At 53.2% G+C, this 18,805-nt stretch carries 14 protein-coding genes; 6 read left to right on the top strand and 8 right to left on the bottom strand.

The window, feature by feature from the left end; genetic code table 11:
• Positions 1–264: 264 nt before the first annotated feature.
• From LA756_RS00635 to LA756_RS00625, 3 genes are all read left to right on the top strand, one after another.
• Entirely contained in the window at positions 265–1,725 is a 1,461-nt protein-coding gene (locus tag LA756_RS00635; RefSeq protein WP_224437953.1) for an OprO/OprP family phosphate-selective porin, read from the top strand.
• 93 nt (positions 1,726–1,818) lie between these two features.
• Positions 1,819–2,340, top strand: a complete 522-nt coding sequence (locus LA756_RS00630) for a hypothetical protein (RefSeq protein ID WP_224437952.1) — start codon at positions 1,819–1,821, stop codon at positions 2,338–2,340.
• Positions 2,341–2,788: 448 nt separating this feature from the next.
• The gene (locus tag LA756_RS00625; RefSeq protein WP_224437951.1) at positions 2,789–3,595 is read left to right on the top strand and encodes an RNA methyltransferase; all 807 of its coding nucleotides are present in this window, start codon (positions 2,789–2,791) and stop codon (positions 3,593–3,595) included.
• Between the two features lie 3 nt (positions 3,596–3,598).
• On the opposite strand, the gene LA756_RS00620 is transcribed toward LA756_RS00625, so the two are convergent.
• From LA756_RS00620 to LA756_RS00595, 6 genes are all read right to left on the bottom strand, one after another.
• Positions 3,599–4,387, bottom strand: coding sequence for a biotin--[acetyl-CoA-carboxylase] ligase (locus LA756_RS00620; protein WP_224437950.1), 789 nt, complete (start codon positions 4,385–4,387; stop codon positions 3,599–3,601).
• Between the two features lie 3 nt (positions 4,388–4,390).
• On the bottom strand, positions 4,391–7,834 hold the full coding sequence (locus LA756_RS00615) for a pyruvate carboxylase (protein WP_224437949.1): 3,444 nt from the start codon (positions 7,832–7,834) through the stop codon (positions 4,391–4,393).
• Between the two features lie 266 nt (positions 7,835–8,100).
• Complete coding sequence (locus LA756_RS00610; RefSeq protein ID WP_224437948.1) at positions 8,101–8,859, bottom strand: response regulator; 759 nt, start codon at positions 8,857–8,859, stop codon at positions 8,101–8,103.
• 33 nt (positions 8,860–8,892) lie between these two features.
• The gene (phoU, locus tag LA756_RS00605; RefSeq protein WP_224437947.1) at positions 8,893–9,582 is read right to left on the bottom strand and encodes a phosphate signaling complex protein PhoU; all 690 of its coding nucleotides are present in this window, start codon (positions 9,580–9,582) and stop codon (positions 8,893–8,895) included.
• Positions 9,583–9,751: 169 nt separating this feature from the next.
• A complete protein-coding gene (locus tag LA756_RS00600; protein WP_224437946.1) occupies positions 9,752–11,539 on the bottom strand; it encodes a cell wall metabolism sensor histidine kinase WalK in 1,788 nt (595 codons plus the stop codon).
• Between the two features lie 189 nt (positions 11,540–11,728).
• Positions 11,729–13,114: a Gfo/Idh/MocA family protein gene (locus tag LA756_RS00595; protein ID WP_224437945.1), complete on the bottom strand. Its 1,386-nt coding sequence runs from the start codon at positions 13,112–13,114 to the stop codon at positions 11,729–11,731.
• A gap of 187 nt (positions 13,115–13,301) precedes the next feature.
• Here LA756_RS00595 and LA756_RS00590 point away from each other — a divergent pair, with 187 nt between their 5' ends.
• Positions 13,302–14,345 (top strand): FAD:protein FMN transferase, encoded by a 1,044-nt coding sequence (locus LA756_RS00590; protein WP_224437944.1) that lies wholly within the window; start codon positions 13,302–13,304, stop codon positions 14,343–14,345.
• 196 nt (positions 14,346–14,541) lie between these two features.
• Entirely contained in the window at positions 14,542–16,089 is a 1,548-nt protein-coding gene (locus tag LA756_RS00585; RefSeq protein WP_224437943.1) for a cryptochrome/photolyase family protein, read from the top strand.
• On the opposite strand, the gene LA756_RS00580 is transcribed toward LA756_RS00585, so the two are convergent.
• Both LA756_RS00580 and LA756_RS00575 read right to left on the bottom strand, forming a co-directional pair.
• Positions 16,086–16,493, bottom strand: a complete 408-nt coding sequence (locus tag LA756_RS00580) for an Ig-like domain-containing protein (protein ID WP_224437942.1) — start codon at positions 16,491–16,493, stop codon at positions 16,086–16,088. The genes LA756_RS00585 and LA756_RS00580 overlap by 4 nt on opposite strands.
• An 89-nt stretch (positions 16,494–16,582) precedes the next feature.
• Positions 16,583–17,641, bottom strand: a complete 1,059-nt coding sequence (locus LA756_RS00575; RefSeq protein WP_224437941.1) for a DUF1559 domain-containing protein — start codon at positions 17,639–17,641, stop codon at positions 16,583–16,585.
• Between the two features lie 145 nt (positions 17,642–17,786).
• Between LA756_RS00575 and LA756_RS00570 the strand changes: the two genes are divergently transcribed.
• Positions 17,787–18,596: a helix-turn-helix domain-containing protein gene (locus tag LA756_RS00570; RefSeq protein WP_224437940.1), complete on the top strand. Its 810-nt coding sequence runs from the start codon at positions 17,787–17,789 to the stop codon at positions 18,594–18,596.
• Positions 18,597–18,805: the final 209 nt, after the last annotated feature.

Raw genomic sequence — 18,805 nt, 5'->3', positions numbered from 1 at the left:
CGCGTTACCCTCTTCGATTCTTTTATGCCGCTAGCAACTGTTGTAACGGTTGAAATGGTTTTCCGTTCCGAATGTAACGGATGCGCCTGAAGCGCGTCATCGAGCGATTTCAACTCTTCTCGCGATTCTCGCTGCCGTAGCGGATTTTTGGTACCGCTGGGAATCGATCTGCCACTCTTAAGGTACGTACCGATTATCGCACTTAACGGCATTGGTCACTTTCGTTCAGGATGAACGTTATTCGTGAAGTATGGAAACCACACGATGAAAACTAGTTGGACTTGTCGCGCCTTGGGCATTTGCCTCGGCGCACTAATCCCGTCTCTCGCTGCGGCACAAGAGACGTACTACAACGCACCGAATGCGAACTATGCGCAGCCGGTGTCCGCACCTCCTCAGCAGTTTTACGCGACCCCGGACGTCCCTCAGGCTTTGCCTCAAGTCGACACCGTCTCCGCGACCTCATATTACAACTTGCTTGAACGCGTTGAAGCGTTGGAAGCAGACGCCAAAGAAGCCCAAGAGGATGTCTGCAAAGAAGTCGACATCATCATGAAGCCGACCCAAAAGTGGTCTGGCCGTGTGCACTTCGATTACTGGGGCTTTCCCCAAGAATCGGAACTTCCCAACTTCATCGAAACAGGCGACCCCAACCAAAGCCCCGGCGACTTCATCGGATTCCGTCGTTTGCGATTCGGCGTGAAGGGTGATGTCTGGGAAAACATGGAATACAAGATTGAAATGGAGTTCGCTGCTCCGGACAATCTTTCCTTCAAAGACGCTTACCTCGGCTGGAACCATCTACCGTTTCTGCACACCGTATTGCTCGGTAATCAAAAGCGTCCTTACGGTTTGGACCACTTGAACTCCAGCCGTTACAACGTCTTCCTCGAACGCCCCTTCGTTGTCGAAGCTTTTAACCAAGATGCTCGTCGTCTCGGTTTGCAATCGTACGGCGTTTCGGACAACCAAGCTTGGAACTGGCGTTACGGCGTCTTCCTGATGGACGACCTGGCCACGACTGGGGGTCAACGTACCGACAACTATCAATCGGAAATTGCTGGTCGTCTGGCCAACACCATTTGGTACGACGAAACCTCTGGGGGTCGCGGTTACGCTCACTGGGCTGTTTCTGGTTCGGCCGCATTCCCAGGCAGCGGCGGCGACGATCGTTTCCGTACTCGTCCTGAAGCACGTTCCGGCCAACGCTGGATCGACACCGGCAGCATCGGCGCTTCCAACTACCAACTGCTTGGCTTGGAAGGTGTGCTGAACATTGGTGCGTTCTCGCTCGTCGGCGAATACATGACTGCCCACGCCAACCGATCTGGCGCGGAAGATGTCGACTTCGGTGGTGGCTATGTCTACGCCGCTTACTGGCTGACCGGCGAATACACGCCATGGGAACGCGACTCCGGTACGCTCGGCCGCACCAAGCCGCTGGAAAACTTCTGGCTCGTCAATCGTTGCGACGGTTGCAAGAGCTACGGCTGGGGTGCCTGGCAAGTGGCCGCACGTTACTCGTACGGCGACTACACCGATGCGGACGTCTTTGGTGGTGTCGGCGAAAGTGCCACGTTTGGTTTGAACTGGTGGTGGAACCCGAACGCACGCGTTCAGTTCAACTACATCAACGGTCGCCTCTCGGATCGCCAGATCGCAGGCATCGGAACCGACGCCGGCTGGTACGACATCTACGGTGTCCGTTTCATGGTCGACTTCTAAACCGGCCGACCTAAGCAACTTTATTGCCTGGTTTGACCACGAATCAGGCAATTCCTGAAATACCAAAGTTAAAACAAATACGGAGAGTTCTCCATGAACCGTTACCTCGCCATGATTGGCCTCGGCCTGCTGTTTTTCGGCAGTGGCTGCTGCACGACAAAATGCTGCACACCGACGTGCTGCTCGTCGTACGGCAAGACCTGTTCGCCGGAAGTGAAGGAAATTGAAGTCGCGCATAACTGCTATGCCGACAAGTGCAAAGACGTCTGCATCCCTGCCGTTCGCTTCCCCTGGGAAGATTGCTGCTCGCCACTGAAGTGCGGCAAAGTTCGCTCGGTGAAACAGTTGACGAAGTTCGAGTACAAATGCCCTGACTGCGAAGTGAAATGGAACGTCGTCGACAACGGCTGCTACGGAAATGGCTGCGGTTGCGGCAACAACTGTAACGGTGCTTGTGGCGATCCAGCTTGCGGCTACAGCATCGACTACGGCACGCCCATCGAAGGAGCCCAACCGGTTCCGGCCAACGTTAACCCAGAACCATCGCCATCGGAAGTTCCACCGATGCCCCCGGTGGTGATCGAACAGACGACTTTCTTCGCTCCGGCCTGGTAAGCGTCTCTCTCCGCCCGACTCAGAGGAATTCCGACTCAGCCCTTGGAGGTTTCCCAGCTCCAAGGGCTTTTTGCGTTCGAAGCCCTGTCGTGCATCAGGGCAGTCGCCAGCAGAAATTAGCGACGTTTAGAAATCCCTTATTTTCCAATCGAGCCACCGCCATCTGTTTCGTGCGCCATTTTAAGGTATTATGCGCACAGTCTACAACGATTATTCATCATATTTGCACGAGGTGTGTCGCTTTCAGATCGTTTTGAGGTCATTTTCGCGGTTCATTTCTTCGAAAATAAGGGGATCTATTCCCCCTCAGCAATCATGCGACCTGCGTACACTTTTTCGCTAGAATGACAGACAAGCAGCTGCCGTTCCTTGACAACTTCGCCCTACTTTTCCCGTGATTTCCGACGCCCTCTTCGTCCTCACGTGGCACTCGGTACAATAGCGTTCTATGTCCGAGAACATCGTCCACGTCACCTCGCCAGAAGATCCCCGGCTCGTTCGTTACCAGCGAGAATACGAGCGAAAAGTCCACATGCGCGACGGTTACTTCGTCGCTGAAAGCCAGTTCCTCGTCCAACGTTTGCTCGAGAGTGACTTGCATGTCGACTCCGTTTTAGTCGACAACGAAGCCAAGCTTCCCGCACTGCCAGAGCATCGCCGCGGGCAGTTCCCAATCTACGTACTCGCGCGGTCGGTCATCCAACAGTTGGTTGGCTATAACTTCCACCGCGGCATCATGGCGTGTGGTAAGCGGCAGGATCGGAGTGGCATCAGCGACGCGTTCTCCGCAGAGATTCCTCCTCATTCAACCGTTTTAGCCGCCTCGAAAATCGGCGATTACGAGAATCTCGGCGCGATCATTCGCGCGGCATGTGCCTTCGGCGCCGATGCCATTTTGCTGGATGCGGGGTGTGCCGATCCGTTTTCTCGGCGTTCGCTACGCGTTTCGACCGGACATGCCTTCAAGATTCCGATCGTCGAATCGGCCGACTTCCTGAGCGATTTGAAGCAACTCCGTCGCTGGCAATTCGAGACCTTCGCTACGGTTCTATCGAACGATGCGACACTACTTTCCGAAGTCAAACGAGCCCCTCGCAGCGTTCTGTTGGTCGGCAACGAAGGTTTCGGCCTCGAGGATGCTACCCTCGCCGAGTGTACCCATCAGATCACCATTCCGATGCAGCGCGGAAGCGATTCGCTGAACGTGGCGATGGCGACCGGAATTTTCCTCTACCACTTCTGCCACATGCAGTAGCCGCTACCATCGAACGATTTCGCCAGAAACGATCGTTCTTCGCCCCGACGAAGTTTCGATCAAGAGGCCACCTTGCTCGTCGATGCCATGGCAAACGCCAGTGAACGTTCGCCCCGCCTGGGTCGTCTCGACCGATCTGCCTGTTAACAAGCAATGCGTTTGCCAATACGGCAACAGCGCGGTAAGCGAAGCAGAATTCGCCGCACAGAGTTCACGGAATCGAACGAGGAATTCGAGCAAAATCTCCGGCAGGAAATGTTCCCGGTGCGTCACATCTGTTAGCGCGATGGCCCGCTGCTGCACATCCTGCGGAGCATTCTCCAGCGAGTTGTTCACGTTCACGCCGACGCCGACACAAAGAATCGGTTCGGCGAGATCACGTTTTTCGACCAGGATTCCGCACACTTTTCGCCCAGCCAGATAGACATCGTTCGGCCACTTGACTTGTACGAGACAATCCGGGGCGAGTGCCTCCAGCGTTTGGCACATGGCCACGCCGGCCACCAGCGAGCAGCGCGGCCAGTCGCTGGGAGACATCGGAATGTCCGCAGTTCCGTATAAAGCGGAAAACGTCAGTGCCCCGTCCCCGGCAAACCAGCTACGCGTTCCCCTGCCGCGCCCTTTGGTCTGCCGCCGGGCAACCACCAATGCCGGTAAGCGGCTCGAGTACGCTTCCAGTTCGGCCAATGCATGGTCCGACGTGGACGAGATCTCGTCGAAGACATCCACATTGGCAAAGAACGCCTGGCGTTCAATTTCGCCAACGACAAGTTCAGGAAACCAGTCACTCATCGCTTACGACAACTTGATCATCAAGTCGCCCGTTTCGACCTGACTGCCTGGTTTGACCAAGACGTCCTCGACGGTGCCATCGACTTCGGCGTAGACAGTGGTTTCCATTTTCATGGCTTCCAGCGAAAGGAGTTTCTGCCCCTTGGCAACTTTTTCTCCCGGCTCGACTGCAATCGTCACCACCATGCCCGGCATCGAGGAACCAATCTGCTTCGGATCGGCAGCATCCGCTTTCTGACGTTTCGGAACGTCCGACTCGAGCGATTGATCGATGATGCTGACCTCGCGGGGCTGACCGTTGAGCTCGAAGAAAACGACTCGTGATCCGTCCGGATGAGGATCGCTGACCGTCAAGAACTTCACGATGAGCGTCTTGCCGGTTTCGATATCAATGACCAACTCTTCGGCAGGTTCCTGTCCGTAGAAGAAGACCGGCGTCGGCAGCCCGCTGGTATCACCATAGGTGACTTGATGCTTGGCGAAGTCCTCGTACACCTTCGGATACAATAGGTACGAAACCACTTCGTTTCGCTTCGGTTTGCGGCCGAGCAATTGCTCGACTTTTTCCGCCGCGGCATCAAAGTCGGCTGGCTCGAACGATTCGCCGGGACGAGAGGTGAGAACCGCTTCGTCGCGCATTACTCGCTTCTGAAGCGGCTCGGGAAAACCGCCGGGCGGCTGTCCCATGCGGCCACCGAGCAAGTCCTTCACCGAAGCCGGGAAGGCAAGTTCCCGATCCGGGTTCAGCACGTCTTCCGGTGTCAGGTCGTTGGCCACCATAAACAGCGCCATGTCGCCGACCGCCTTGGATGTGGGGGTCACTTTGACGATATCACCCAGCATTTCGTTGACTTGAGCGTAGATCTCGCAGATCTCAGACCATTGATCCGATAGCCCCAGCGCGTGGGCCTGTTGGAACAAGTTGGTGTACTGACCACCAGGCATTTCGTGCCGATACAAGTCGGCCGTCGCCGGCAAAACGGTGCTCTCGAAAGGAGTATAGAACTCGCGAACGGAACGCCAGTATTCTGCGATTTCATCGATCTGCTTCGTGCCCAGCTTGCTTTCCTGCGGGGTACCACGGAGCATTTCGACCACCGTGTTCAAGTTCGGCTGCGAGGTTCCGCCTGAGAGAGGGGCCATCGCGGCATCGGCAATGTCGAGTCCAACTTCGGCTCCTTCCATGATCGACGCGGCCTGAATCCCAGCCGTGTCGTGCGTGTGGAAATGAATCGGTAGACCAATTTCCTCACGCAACGTTTTGATCAGCTTTCGTGCCGCGGTTGGCTTACACAAACCAGCCATATCCTTAATGGCTAGGAAGTGAGCCCCCATCGACTCCAACTGTTTTGCCAGGTCAACGTAGTACTGCAGGTTATATTTGTCTCGCTTCGGATTGCTGATGTCGCCGGTGTAGCAAATCGAAGCTTCACAGATTCCGCCTGACTCGATGACCGCATCCATGGCGACCTTCATGTTAGGCACCCAGTTCAGCGCATCAAAGACGCGGAAAACATCCATCCCGGCCTGCGAAGCTTCTTCGACGAATGCCTTCACGACGTTGTCGGGATAATTGGTATAGCCAACCGCATTCGATGCACGCAGAAGCATTTGAAACAAGATGTTCGGGATTCGTTCACGCATGTCGGCCAGACGCTGCCACGGCGATTCCTTAAGGAAACGCATCGTCGTGTCGAACGTTGCTCCGCCCCACATTTCGAGTGAGAACATGTCAGCACAATTGTGGGCATAGGCTGGCGAGATGTTCAGCAAATCGTTGGTTCGCACGCGGGTCGCCAACAAGCTTTGATGGGCATCACGGAACGTTGTATCGGTGAAGAGCAGTTGATCCTGATCGCGAACCCACTGGGCAAATTTTTCAACGCCTAGTTCCTTGAAGCGGTCTCGCGATCCTTTTGGCAGTGCCGCGTCGTTATCGATTTTAGGTGTCGGTGCCGGATCGCGACGTTTAGAAACGGCTCGATCTTTGACAAGCGAATTTCCATTGACGGCAATATCGCCGAGGAACTTTAACAGTTTGGTGGCCCGATCTTTTCGTGGCGTAAACTGCATCAAGTCAGGCGTTTCGTCGATGAACCGTGTTGTGCAGTTTCCATCGACAAACGTCTTGTTGTTCATCAACCGAATTAGAAACGGGATGTTTGTCTTCACGCCGCGGACGCGAAATTCTTGTAGGACACGTTCCATGCGTCGTGTTGCGTCGACAAACCTTCTCGCCCTGGCGGTAACTTTCACCAACAGTGAATCGTAATAAGGATGCACAACAGCTCCGCTGAAGGCGGTCCCCGCGTCGAGGCGAACTCCCATGCCTGCTCCGCTGCGGTAATGGGTAACGCGGCCGTAGTCAGGCATGAATTTGTTCGACGGATCTTCAGTCGTCACGCGGCACTGCAACGCGAAACCAAACGGAGTGACTGATTCTTGTTTAGGAATTCCAATCTCCGGATGATCAAGCGATTCTCCTTGTGCGATAAGAATCTGCGACTTAACGATATCGACGCCCGTGATTTCTTCGGTCACCGTGTGCTCGACTTGAATACGGGGATTCACTTCGATGAAGTAGAACTCTCCGGTGGCCGCATCCACCAAGAACTCAACGGTTCCTGCGGCGTAATATCCAACCGCCTGACCGATGGCAACCGCCGCATCGCACAAGCCTTGGCGCGTCTTAGGATCGAGATTCGGTGCCGGCGCGATTTCAACGACCTTCTGATGACGGCGCTGAACACTGCAATCGCGTTCGTAAAGATGAACGAGGTTTCCTTGCTTATCGCCCAACAGTTGAACTTCGATATGCCGAGCCTGCTCGATGAACTTTTCGATAAAGATATCTGGGCTGCCGAAAGCGTTGAGCGATTCTCGCTGAGCTTCCTTGAATGCTCCGTCGAATTCTGCGGCGGATTTAACGACTCGCATCCCGCGGCCACCACCACCCTTGGCTGCTTTCAGGATGATGGGAAAGCCCATCTTCTCGGCCAACTTGCGTCCGGAATCGACATCTTCGATTGCTGCGTCACTGCCTCCGAGGATGGGCACTCCGGCTTGCTTGGCAACATTTCTTGCGGCCGTTTTGTCTCCGAGCATTTCCAAACAATGCTTTGACGGACCGACAAAGATGATGCCGTTCTTTTCGCACGCGTCGGCTAAATCCGGATTTTCCGACATGAAACCGTAGCCAGGGTGAATGGCATCGATGCCATGCTCTTTGCAAATTCGGATTACACCGGGGATATCGAGGTAGGCCCGAACAGGCTCACCTTCTTGACCGATCAAATAGGCTTCGTCCGCCTTAAAACGATGCAGCGCGAAACGGTCTTCATACGAGTACATACCGACCGTCCGAATTCCCAATTCGTGGGCACTTCGGAAAATTCGGATAGCAATTTCACTACGATTGGCTGCCAGAAGCTTGGTGATTTTTTGCATAGTTGGCCGTATTCAACAACCGGCATTCCAGGACGGAAAAGCCAGACAAGAGACATGTTGTGGGGTGAAGCGGCCCAGTATACCAGAACTGAGGTGGGAGAAACGAGCGCAAGTCGGTCATCATTTTGATCAAATCAGACATCGAGCATGCTGGCATTTGCCAATTACGCGGATAATTCCGCTGTATAGCGCGTAGTTCCATTAACAGAAAAAGGAGCGAACCGTTCAGCTCGCTCCTTAAGTGATTTTAACTTTGAATTGAAGGCCTACGCATGATTGCTGCCGGCCGGCTCAGCATACTCTTCGTCGGCATCGGCATCACTGCTTGGCCCAGCTCCTGGATCACGGAAGCGATAGCCAACACCACGAACGGTTTCAATCAGATCAGCGAACTCAGCCATTTTGCGACGCAACGCACGAACGTGAACGTCGATCGTTCGTTCCATCACGACGGTGTCTTCACCCAAAGCAGCGTCGATTAGTTCAGAACGATCAAATACGCGTCCTGGCTGTCGTGTCAACGTTTCAAGCAAACGGAATTCGCTGCGAGTCAGTTGCAATGGTTTGCCATGAACGGTGGCACGATGACGACGACGATCGATGGTTACGCCCTGACTGGAAACGACATCGGTCGCGGTCGATTCTGTACCACGGCGACGGCGTTCCAGAGCCTTGATCCGCTCCAGCAGTACCTTCACGCTGAACGGTTTGGTCACGTAGTCGTCAGCGCCGAGGGAGAAACCGATCAACTGATCTGATTCTTCCGCTTTGGCGGTCAACATCAGCACCATGACGTCTTTCGTCGCTGGGTCGGCTCGCAGACGTCGGCATACTTCCAGGCCATCAACGACGGGAAGCATCAAGTCGAGAATAATCATGTCAGGCGTTTTGACTTGTGCCTGAGTCAGTCCATCCTGACCGTCGTAGGCGGAGAGTACCTCGTAGCCAGCTTGACGGACGTTGTAAGCCAACACGTCGGCCAAGGCTCGGTCGTCTTCGACAATCAGAATTTTCATTCGGGCCATGTTCAGGTCCAATTAACTAAAACAAAAGGGGAGTTACTCGGGAGCAGCAGAATCAGCGTCGCCATTGCTGGAAAAACGGTGGCGAACGATGACTCCTTCAACCATGTAAATCACGTCGTCAGAAATGTTGACGGCATGATCGGAAATACGTTCGATGTGTCGGCTGGCGGAAAAACAGTGGAGAGCCGGAACGACTTGATCAGGCCGTTCTCGCATCACTTTTTGTAGCTCTTCAATGATCTCGCAATTCATGCGATCAACTTGTGCGTCCATTGCCCCAACGCGTGCCGCGGCAGCACTGTCCATACTGACGAACGAATCCAGCACGTCAGAGACCATGCCCTTGGTAAGATCCACCATGCGAGCCAGACGAGGCGGAATGGTGAACGTGGGAAATTCGATCACGCTCTTGGCACGTTCGGCCAAGTTAACCGTCAGGTCCGCCATGCGTTCCAAGTCATTATTAACTTTCAATACGGTCGCGATTCGGCGGAGATCGACCGCGACCGGCTGATGCAGCGCAAGTGCCTTGAGGCATTCTTCCTCGATCTGCACTTCGCGTTCGTCGACAATCATGTCGATGCCGATGACTTCATCAGCGATATGAGCGTTGCGTTCAAAGAGTGCCCTGGTCGCTTTCTCAAGCATTTCTTCCACCACTCCAGACAGCGATAACACCTCGTGATGAAGGTGGTCCAAATCGCGTTGTAAGTGAAGCGGCATCGTGTCGTAATTGGGCGAACCAAAGAGGGCGATAGGCTGGCTCCGCCAGCTTCGGATCGAATCAGTCTCGCCAGCCCGAGAGTTACGTTAAGCAATTACGGGTGAATTAGCGTGCTTTCGATGAACCCAATGTTAACGACGCTTCATTAAGAGAATGTAAACAGAATTGTTAATTTGTAAGAACGCGGCTTCTTTTTAGCCGAACTGTAAACACCGACCCCTCATCAGGGGAGCTCTCCAGCTCAACACAACCCCCGAACGAACTAGCCAAGTGCTTTACAATTGAAAGCCCGAGACCCGTACCCCCCATTTCTCGGGATCGTGCTTTATCGACGCGGAAGAAGCGTTCAAAAATCCGATCCTGGGCTTCCTGGGGAATTCCAATGCCGTGATCCTCTACCGAAATGGCGACCTGATCTGCTTCAGTTGTCCATCGAACGATGACGTCCCCCGGCTTTCCCGAGTACTTCACGGCATTGTCGACCAGATTGCCGACAATCGTTCTGAGGCCCTCTTCGTCGGCACGAACATAAACTTCATCATCTTCTGCCGATTCAACAACAAGCTGGATCTGTTTCGCGGCTGCTTTATCTCGCAGCGAATCGACGCTCCACTGAGCGATATCAGCTACGTTCACATCCGTAATATCAAACACTTCCTGACCTGCTTCGACACGTGCAAGCTGAAGCATGTCCATGATTAAGTCGTGTAGTCGATCGCTTTGATCGGTGATCTGCCCCAGAAAATAGTCACGGTTTTCAGCATCGTGCACAGCCCCCATGTGCAGCGTTTCGGCATAGGCGCGAATGGCTGCCAAAGGCGTTTTTAATTCGTGAGAAACATTCGCTACGAATTCGCGTCGCAGATTTTCAAGCCGGCGAAGTTCGGTCATGTCGTGCAGTACCAGCACGACACCAGGGCATGGATCCCCAGGCAAACAGTTCGCTTGAATCGCCAAGACACGGCGAAACGGAGATGTGACTTCAAACTCAGTCGAACATGGCTCGCCAGTGGAAAGGGCTTGTTGAACCGATTGATCGAGGGCTCGAATTCGAGTCACTTCAATCAGCGGACGACCTTCAATTTTTTCAACTCGGATGCCCAGTAGCTTTCGAACGGCTTGATTAGCCAACAAAACAACTCGATCAGCGTTCACGGCCAGCACGCCTTCGACCATGCTGCCCATGACCGTTTCAATTCGATTGGCTTGATCCCGTAGTGCGGCTTCACGCTGTGTCACCGCTAAAGCCATTGCTTGAAAATGTCGAACGAGCTGACCCAGTTCATCTTTCGATGAATTCCACAGGTGTTTCATTTCACCGCTTGTCGCCAGCGTATCGCAGGCATCGGTCAGTTCGACAACCGGATCCACCGCACGTGATTCAACGAGTCGCGTTAAAAAGAATCCGGCGATGACCGCACCGATGGCAATGACGCCAATGACGAACGAGATCGTTCCTGCTGAGCTTTGCAGTTGATTCTTCGGAATACCTGCACGCACAAACGCGATTGTATTGCCTTGCGAAACGACACGCTGGGCCACCATCAACATTGTGACGTCTTGATCGATTAATAGTCGTTCTGAATAACCAAAGGTATTCGCGTCGGCATCACGAAATTCGCTCAGCTCACGAAGGTTTTCCATTTGTCGCGGAGGGTTCAGCGAATCCGCGAGAACTCGTCCTCCGTCACTCGTCACCGTGAGATAGACGCCAGACTCGGACGCAAACCGTCGGACGTTCTTCTGCAACTGTTCTTCGTCGAGAAACGAGGGATCCTCCTCGTTGAGAATACTTGCTTTGACCAGCTGAACGATTGTTTCCAGCTTCTGGATGCGTTCGCCACGAACAGCAGCACTACGTTCCTTGGCAGCAGCCCATGCCATTGCCACCAAAGTTATGAAGCTGAGGGCAACCACCATCAGCAGTATGTAAGTACCAAAGCGCGACCGTACCATGACGTTTCGTTTTAAATCTTCCCTGCGAAAAAGTGCCATCTTGTATGATAGGCGGACTTTCCAATTTCAGCAGGGGCGTATTTCCCCTGTTTTGATGAAGATCTATTCATAATCGGTTCTGCCCATGAAAAAAGGCGGGCCATGCGGCCCGCCTTCTCTGATTTCTCAGGTTTCGATATCGCGAAACACTTAGATGGTGACCGATTCGCCTGGCATCGGAACGATGTATGGCGATTGTTCCATCTGCTTTTTGACCGCTTCCGGATTTGGCTTCACGGGTGCTTCGTCATCCATACTCGTCAGCTTGTCGAAGTCGGCCAACGCGATTTCGGAATTCAAAGCATCCTGATACTTCAGGACTTTGCCACCCTTGCCGCTGTGACCACCAGAATAGGTCGCCATACGGCCGAAGATCGCGGTCATCGTGCTATGAGCACCATAGTCGCCTTCGTTAGGACGTTCGCCGTTTCGCAAAGCAGCGAAGAGATCGTGATGCTCTTCCTGGTGACCGCCGCGACCACCTTGGCCGTAGCTCCAGACCAAGTCGCCCTTGGCGTCGTAGATCTTACCGCCACTGATGTCGGCGTAACCCTTAGAGCCGTGAGCGTGCTCGGAAACACTGTTCCAGCAGCCTGGGATATGGCGGCAAGAGCTAAGCATCTTCACGCCGTTTGGATAGGTGAACTCGATCATATGGTGATCGTAGATCTCACCATGATCGGCGCCCTTACGAACTTGGCGACCACCCTGCCCTTCGGCAGTTTCTGGTGGACCATCCATCAACCAGTTGATGACGTCGATGTTGTGGATGTGTTGTTCCACAATATGGTCACCGCATAGCCAGTTGAAGTAATACCAGTTACGCATTTGGTATTCGAGTTCGGTCTGCGAAGCGGAACGATTACGCGTCCACACACCGCCCGAGTTCCAATAGGCACGGCAGAAGATAATGTCGCCGATCGCACCATCTTTCAGACGATTGATCGTTTCGACATAGGCTTTTTCATGGTGACGCTGAAGACCGACTGCGACGGCAAGATTCTTTTCCTTGGCAATCTTGTTGGCTTCCAAGACACGACGAATCCCTGGGGCGTCGGTCGCAACTGGCTTTTCCATGAAGATTTGCTTGCCAGCGTTCACTGCGGTTTCAAAGTGAAGCGGACGGAAGCCAGGCGAAGTCGCCAAGATGACCAGATCGCAATCGGAATCGATCACATGCTTGTATGCGTCGAAACCGACAAACTGGCGGTCTTCCGGCACATCGACTTGCTTCGCGTGACGACTGGAAAGCGAACGGAGGCTCTGCTTCAGACGATCTTCAAACACATCACCCATGGCGACCAACTTGGTATCGCCTTTGGTGTTCATGGCTTGGTCGGCAGCACCGGTACCACGGCCACCGCAACCCACCAGACCAATTTTGATCTGATCGCTGCCGAAAGCGTGTGCGCTTTGAGCAATGCTCAGCGAACCAGCAATTGCACCACCGGCGACCAGCATGGACGAACCGGTCTTGATGAAATCGCGTCGAGAATGCGTCGCGTCAGATTTCTTCTTGGAATCTTTCTTAGCCATAGATGGAGACTCTCCGTAATGTGTGATTCGAGATAGGGCGAGGTGGGAAAAAATTAGACGTGCGTCCTACCATGAGGGTAAGCTTTTAGCATACTGGATTCTCAATTCGGATTCAATTATTTCCAACCGGGGTAACGGCTTGCGCATTTATTTAAGCTGTTGTCACGTACGATATTGCGGAGCAAACATGGCGTTACCATTCTCAAAGGCCTCCCCCATCCTGCTGGCAATAATTGCGTTTTTCAGCATGCAACTGCCAGCGTTGAGCGCCGACGAGTCTTCCCTTCTCACAGTTTCTCAGCCACACATGGGGACAATCGTCCGCATTGTGGCCGACTGCGACGACGCCGAGAAATTCCAAAAGGCAACGGACACAGCCTTTGAACGCATTCGTGCTATCGAACAGATCTGTAGCGATTATCGGAGTGATTCCGAAGTCCTGCAGCTTTCCGGAAAATCTCCTACAACCGAGCCTATTTCTGTCAGCGACGATCTCTGGAACGTCCTATCAAAGGCACAAGAGGTAAATCTTGCGTCTCAAGGAGCATTCGATGTCACTGTTGGCCCTCTAACGAAAGAGTGGCGGCGTTTTCGCCGACGCGGCCAATTGGATCGCGAACGAATCGAAAAGGTGCTTGCTGCCGTGGGGGCAAAGCACCTGCAACTTCACGAAAAGTCTCAGTCCGCTAGTTTGGCGACATCGGACATGCGGATTGACTTGGGAGGCATTGCCAAAGGCTACGCGATTGATGTCGCGTTAGCGGTACTCTCGGAACAAGGAATAACGCGTGCACTTGTCGATGCTGGAGGCGATATTGCAGTAACCGGGGCACCGCGCGGAGAACTTGGCTGGCGAGTTGGCATCGCTGGTCTGAATCCGAAGGCTCCACCTATTCTCGTTACGCACATTGCCAATAGTGCTGTGGCAACGTCTGGAGATGCTTTTCAATTTCTCGAACATGAAGGAAAACGGTATTCCCACGTTCTCGATCCACGAACTGGGTATGGCGTCGAACATCGTGGCACAGTTACCGTCTTCGCAGAGAATGCGACGGAAGCGGACGCTTGGGCATCAGCCGTAAGTGTCTTAGGGCCGAATAAAGCGGGCGCAGCACTTAAAAACCAACCAACAATTGCTGCTTGGCTTGAGGTATTGCAGGACGAGAAGCCGGTCAGTTGGTCGAGTCCTAATCTGGGACAATGGCTAAGCGACCACCAGCCGAATGATTGATTCTCACTGTTTATCAGTGTGTCGCGAACAACGGCTCCTCGAATGCATGGCAATACCCGACGTGGGCAGTCGTGGTTTTTCAGGTTACGCGAGTGGGAGCACATCTGAATTGACCTGCAATCCCTGAATTGAGTTGTTGTAGATGTCTATTCGCGGTTGGCACGGTTGGCTTTAAGACCTCCAGGAAAGCAGCACCATGCGACACCTTCTTCTGATACTCGGCGACCAACTCGACCGCAACTCAGCCATATTCGACGGATACGATCCCGATCAGGATCAACTTTGGATGGCCGAGACGGATCACGAGATCTCTTATGTCCCAAGTCACAAACAACGGATTGTGCTGTTCCTGTCGGCAATGCGTCATTTTCGCGACGAACTGAACGATTCCAATCGCCCAGTTCAATACCACCAGCTTTATGCCGACAAGCGAAAGGATTCAGGGAGCAGCTTCCAAGAACTTCTCAGCCAGACGCTTAAGAAGTCGACACCGAAGGCAATCCGAGTCGTACTGCCCGGCGATTTTCGTGTGAAGCAGCTCTTGGAAGATGTCGCTGGCGAATTCGACGTGCCGATTGACTTTCTTCCTGACGTTCACTTCCTGAGCACCGTCAACGAGTTCCACAAATTCGCTAAAGGTCGCAAGACGCTTTTGATGGAGACCTTCTATCGGCAGATGCGTAAGAAGCATGACGTGCTGATGAAGAACGGCAAGCCGGTCGGCGGCACGTGGAACTATGATCACGACAACCGCGAATCATTTTCCAAGGAAGGACCAGGCGACATCGGTCGACCGACGTCGTTCTCTCACGATGAAATCACATCGGAGGTCATGACTCTGGTTCAAGATCGATACGGCGACCACCCTGGAGAGGTCGACTCTTTCAATTTACCAGTCACGCCAGGACAGGCCCGCCGAATGCTATCGGGGTTTGTCAAGCGACACCTGTGCGACTTCGGCAAGTTCGAAGACGCGATGTGGACAGACGAACCTTTTTTGCATCACTCTCGTTTGTCGACTTGCCTCAATCTGAAACTGCTTGACCCGCGTGAATGTATCGAGGCAGCCGTCGCAGCGTATCACAACAATGATGCTCCGTTGGCTAGTGTCGAAGGCTTTGTGCGTCAGATACTCGGTTGGCGAGAATTCATCCGGGGAATCTATTGGACTCACATGCCCAAGTACGCTGAGCACAACTACTTTGATCATCAGTCAAAGTTGCCGTCATTTTTTTGGGATGGCGAAACAGATATGCAGTGCGTGCGTCAATCGTTGTCGCATGTCGTCGAGTTTGGTTATGTGCATCATATTCACCGCTTAATGGTGCTCGGCAATCTCGCGTTAACTTTGGGCGTGCATCCCTATGAGTTTCATGAGTGGCACGTGGCGATGTACCTGGATGCTGTCGACTGGGTCTCACTTCCCAACACACTCGGCATGAGCCAACATGGCGACGGAGGCATCGTTGGCACAAAGCCGTACTGTTCGACCGGCAATTACATCGACAAGATGAGCAACTTCTGCAAAAGCTGCGTCTACGATCACAAAAAGGCCGTGGGGGCAGAGGCATGCCCCATCACGACCTTTTACTGGGATTTCCTTGATCGTCACTACGACAAACTGCAAGGCAATTCACGCATGAAGCTGCAAATGAAGCATGTCGACAACAAAAGAAAATCGGGTGACATCAGCGATATCCGAACGCATGCCGATAAACTTCGGGACGAATGGGGCGTCGGTTAAAGATCGAAATCGAGCGTGTTGTACGACTCGCTCACTTTTACCATGTCAGGCCAATCGACCGATTGGGGTGGTAAAACTCGCTTGTTCTTCTTTTCTCGGTTCATTTCTCCCGGCGGCGGTGGGCCTCCGAAGCTGATGTTCACTTTGTGCAAGCCAACCATCGCACCGTTGACCGATTCGGTGAACAGCAATTCGTAACGGCCAGATTCATCGGTCATTCCGATAGAGGGGCGACCTGACTCTGGAAAGAACGTGACCGTTGCATCGGCAAGCGGCTGACCATCTTTTGTCACGACACCACTTACCGGTCCAACAGGAACGCTAGATCCGCTGAAACAGCCGGGCAATACAGAGAGAGACAATGATACGCAAAACGCGACAAGTAATTTGTTTTGAAGGTACATCAGGCAACCTAGGTATGAGAGTTTTAGAAGTCCAATAAAGATAACCAGGGGGTCAACGCCAACGAGGAGTCGCCCCCCTGGTTCATCCCCTAATACTCTCCGACCGGGACCCCATCTGCCCGATCCATAAGCGCCGTATATGTGGCAAAGTTGATTGTCTCTGGAATGAATTTGACGGAACCATCAGCAAGGGCAAACTGAGCACCGCCCGGATGTGCAGAACGGAATGCTGTTTCGTTGTAGGTAACCGATTCGCTGCGCGAGGTTCCCATCCAGCCAACGCTGACGGCATTGATCGGATAAGAGGTGCAGACATAATTGGCCATGTCTTGCCCTTCCCCGTCGGTTGAACCACCGTTCCACCAACCTCCTTTGACGTAACTAGCACGAACGTCTTGCGTCTGTTGATAGAAATTCGACTGCTCACCCAATGCAATCGTGTTGCTCGAGCCGTCCGTTACCGCAGCAAAGTCGACTTTGGATCCGTACCATGGTGGCTGAGTCGACACGGCTTTCGACAGAAACGTCGAGAGCAAACCATTGTCAGCCATACGGCCACCCCAGCCCCAAAACATTGTCGAGTGAGCCGTGTTGGTCGTCCCGCCCCGAAACGCACAGCCTGAGTTGCCTGCATAGTCGGCGATCTGAACTTCAATTTGCTCTGGACCGCCGGCACTTTGAGTGGCCGATGATGTTGTCTGAAGATAAGTTTGTGGAAGCGGGCTCGAAGGACACGAGTAGATATCGATCCGTGCTTGCTGCATTGCCTGCCAGGCCAACGTCGGTGCTGCCCAACCGGCCGTGTGATTGTCCAGCGTTCCGCCAGGAAGCTGCGATTGCTCGTACGCTGCTTTCTGCTCAATGAATGGCAAAATGCGAACCATCCAGGAACCGCGTCGAGCCCAGCCGTTTGGCGTACTGGCATCAGGGATATGCCCTGGCGGGAATTGCAAATTCGTATCGTGATACGTATGCAGTGCCAACGCCATTTGCTTGAGATTGTTCGTGCACTGCATTCTTCGAGCTGCTTCACGCGCCTGCTGAACGGCCGGCAGCAACAGTGCAATTAAAACACCAATGATCGCAATCACGACCAAAAGTTCGACGAGGGTGAAACCTCGTTGCTGAGAGGAGCTTCGAGCCAACATAGGGGACTTCTCCAGAGTACAACCATGCGAAGGAAAATAAAAATGATGGTGCCAACGAACTGGTGGGGACTGTCGTTGACTGGCATGATGGAGAGGCGAGTCTGTCAGATGGGAGTTATTTCCCAACCGACTCAAGTTATTTTCAATGATTCCTTCGATTTTGTCTTTGGCTGTTTCGACCATTAAAATGCCGAATAAATACAAAAACCAATGGGAAGAGCAACTGGCGATACTTTTTTCCCAGGCTCCATCCCTTGCAATTGTCGAAGATCTATTCGCCCGACTCGACGAAGTGAATCTATGTATCAAGGATCTCGAAGGTCGCTACTTAAGCGTAAATAATGCATTTTTGCGCAGCGTACCGAAGCTTCGAAAAGAAGATGTCATTGGGAAAACGGCTTTTGACATCTATCCCAGGGCCTTAGCGATCGGCTACCAGCAGCAAGATCAGCAATTGCATAGCCGCGGACAAAATCTGCACGATCAACTTGAAATGATCACGAATCCAGACGGGTCGCTCGGTTGGTACATCACAAGCAAGGTCCTTGCCAAAAACACCAACCAGGAAGTGATTGCCATCATCGGAATGTCACGAGACCTTCATGCTCCAACGGAGAAAGGTGATCGCTACGACAAACTGTCGGTAGCGCTCCGAAAAATGCAGACTGAGTTTGCTAAACCATTAAGAATTCAACAGCTCGCGGAAGAATCAGGCTTATCGGTAAGCCAGTTTGAGCGACTCATGCGGAGCATGATTCAGATCACTCCGTCACAATACCTGATCCGGCAAAGAGTCGAGGCCGCGGCAGTGATGCTACGTGATACCGAGAAGAACGTGGCTGCCGTGGCACTCGATTGCGGTTTTAGCGATCAACCTTCGTTTTGTAAGCAATTCAAGCGAATTACAGGCCTGTCACCGCTGAAATACAGGAAGATGACGCAGGACGGGATATAGCGCCCCACGGCCTGCGTACACCTTTCCAGCACTTTACATTAAACGTCGAAAGCGAGCGAAACTTCGGTCGTTTCGACGACTACTTCAGTCGTCATCAAGCTCATCCCTATATTCAGAAATGCCATTCTGCAAACCTCGACGCTGAACGCCAGGAAACGTCATTCGTCGAACCACTGCATGATGAAAGAGTGCTCGGCCACAGCAAATCG

It is taken from the genome of Bremerella sp. TYQ1 (genome assembly GCF_020150455.1).
GTDB lineage: Bacteria > Planctomycetota > Planctomycetia > Pirellulales > Pirellulaceae > Bremerella > Bremerella volcania_A.
The sequence above is the reverse complement of the archived record's forward strand: the minus strand, read 5'-3'. Positions and strand labels throughout refer to the sequence as shown.

Excerpts from the sequence above, each read along its gene's own strand:
- LA756_RS00580 (WP_224437942.1), bottom strand. The coding sequence starts at position 16,493 with ATGTACCTTCAAAACAAATTACTTGTCGCGTTTTGCGTATCATTGTCT.
- LA756_RS00570 (WP_224437940.1), top strand. The coding sequence starts at position 17,787 with ATGATTCCTTCGATTTTGTCTTTGGCTGTTTCGACCATTAAAATGCCG.
- LA756_RS00625 (WP_224437951.1), top strand. The coding sequence starts at position 2,789 with ATGTCCGAGAACATCGTCCACGTCACCTCGCCAGAAGATCCCCGGCTC.
- LA756_RS00585 (WP_224437943.1), top strand. The coding sequence starts at position 14,542 with ATGCGACACCTTCTTCTGATACTCGGCGACCAACTCGACCGCAACTCA.
- LA756_RS00610 (WP_224437948.1), bottom strand. The coding sequence starts at position 8,859 with ATGGCCCGAATGAAAATTCTGATTGTCGAAGACGACCGAGCCTTGGCC.
- LA756_RS00595 (WP_224437945.1), bottom strand. The coding sequence starts at position 13,114 with ATGGCTAAGAAAGATTCCAAGAAGAAATCTGACGCGACGCATTCTCGA.
- LA756_RS00600 (WP_224437946.1), bottom strand. The coding sequence starts at position 11,539 with ATGGTACGGTCGCGCTTTGGTACTTACATACTGCTGATGGTGGTTGCC.
- LA756_RS00620 (WP_224437950.1), bottom strand. The coding sequence starts at position 4,387 with ATGAGTGACTGGTTTCCTGAACTTGTCGTTGGCGAAATTGAACGCCAG.
- LA756_RS00590 (WP_224437944.1), top strand. The coding sequence starts at position 13,302 with ATGGCGTTACCATTCTCAAAGGCCTCCCCCATCCTGCTGGCAATAATT.
- LA756_RS00575 (WP_224437941.1), bottom strand. The coding sequence starts at position 17,641 with ATGTTGGCTCGAAGCTCCTCTCAGCAACGAGGTTTCACCCTCGTCGAA.
- LA756_RS00615 (WP_224437949.1), bottom strand. The coding sequence starts at position 7,834 with ATGCAAAAAATCACCAAGCTTCTGGCAGCCAATCGTAGTGAAATTGCT.
- LA756_RS00635 (WP_224437953.1), top strand. The coding sequence starts at position 265 with ATGAAAACTAGTTGGACTTGTCGCGCCTTGGGCATTTGCCTCGGCGCA.
- phoU (WP_224437947.1), bottom strand. The coding sequence starts at position 9,582 with ATGCCGCTTCACTTACAACGCGATTTGGACCACCTTCATCACGAGGTG.
- LA756_RS00630 (WP_224437952.1), top strand. The coding sequence starts at position 1,819 with ATGAACCGTTACCTCGCCATGATTGGCCTCGGCCTGCTGTTTTTCGGC.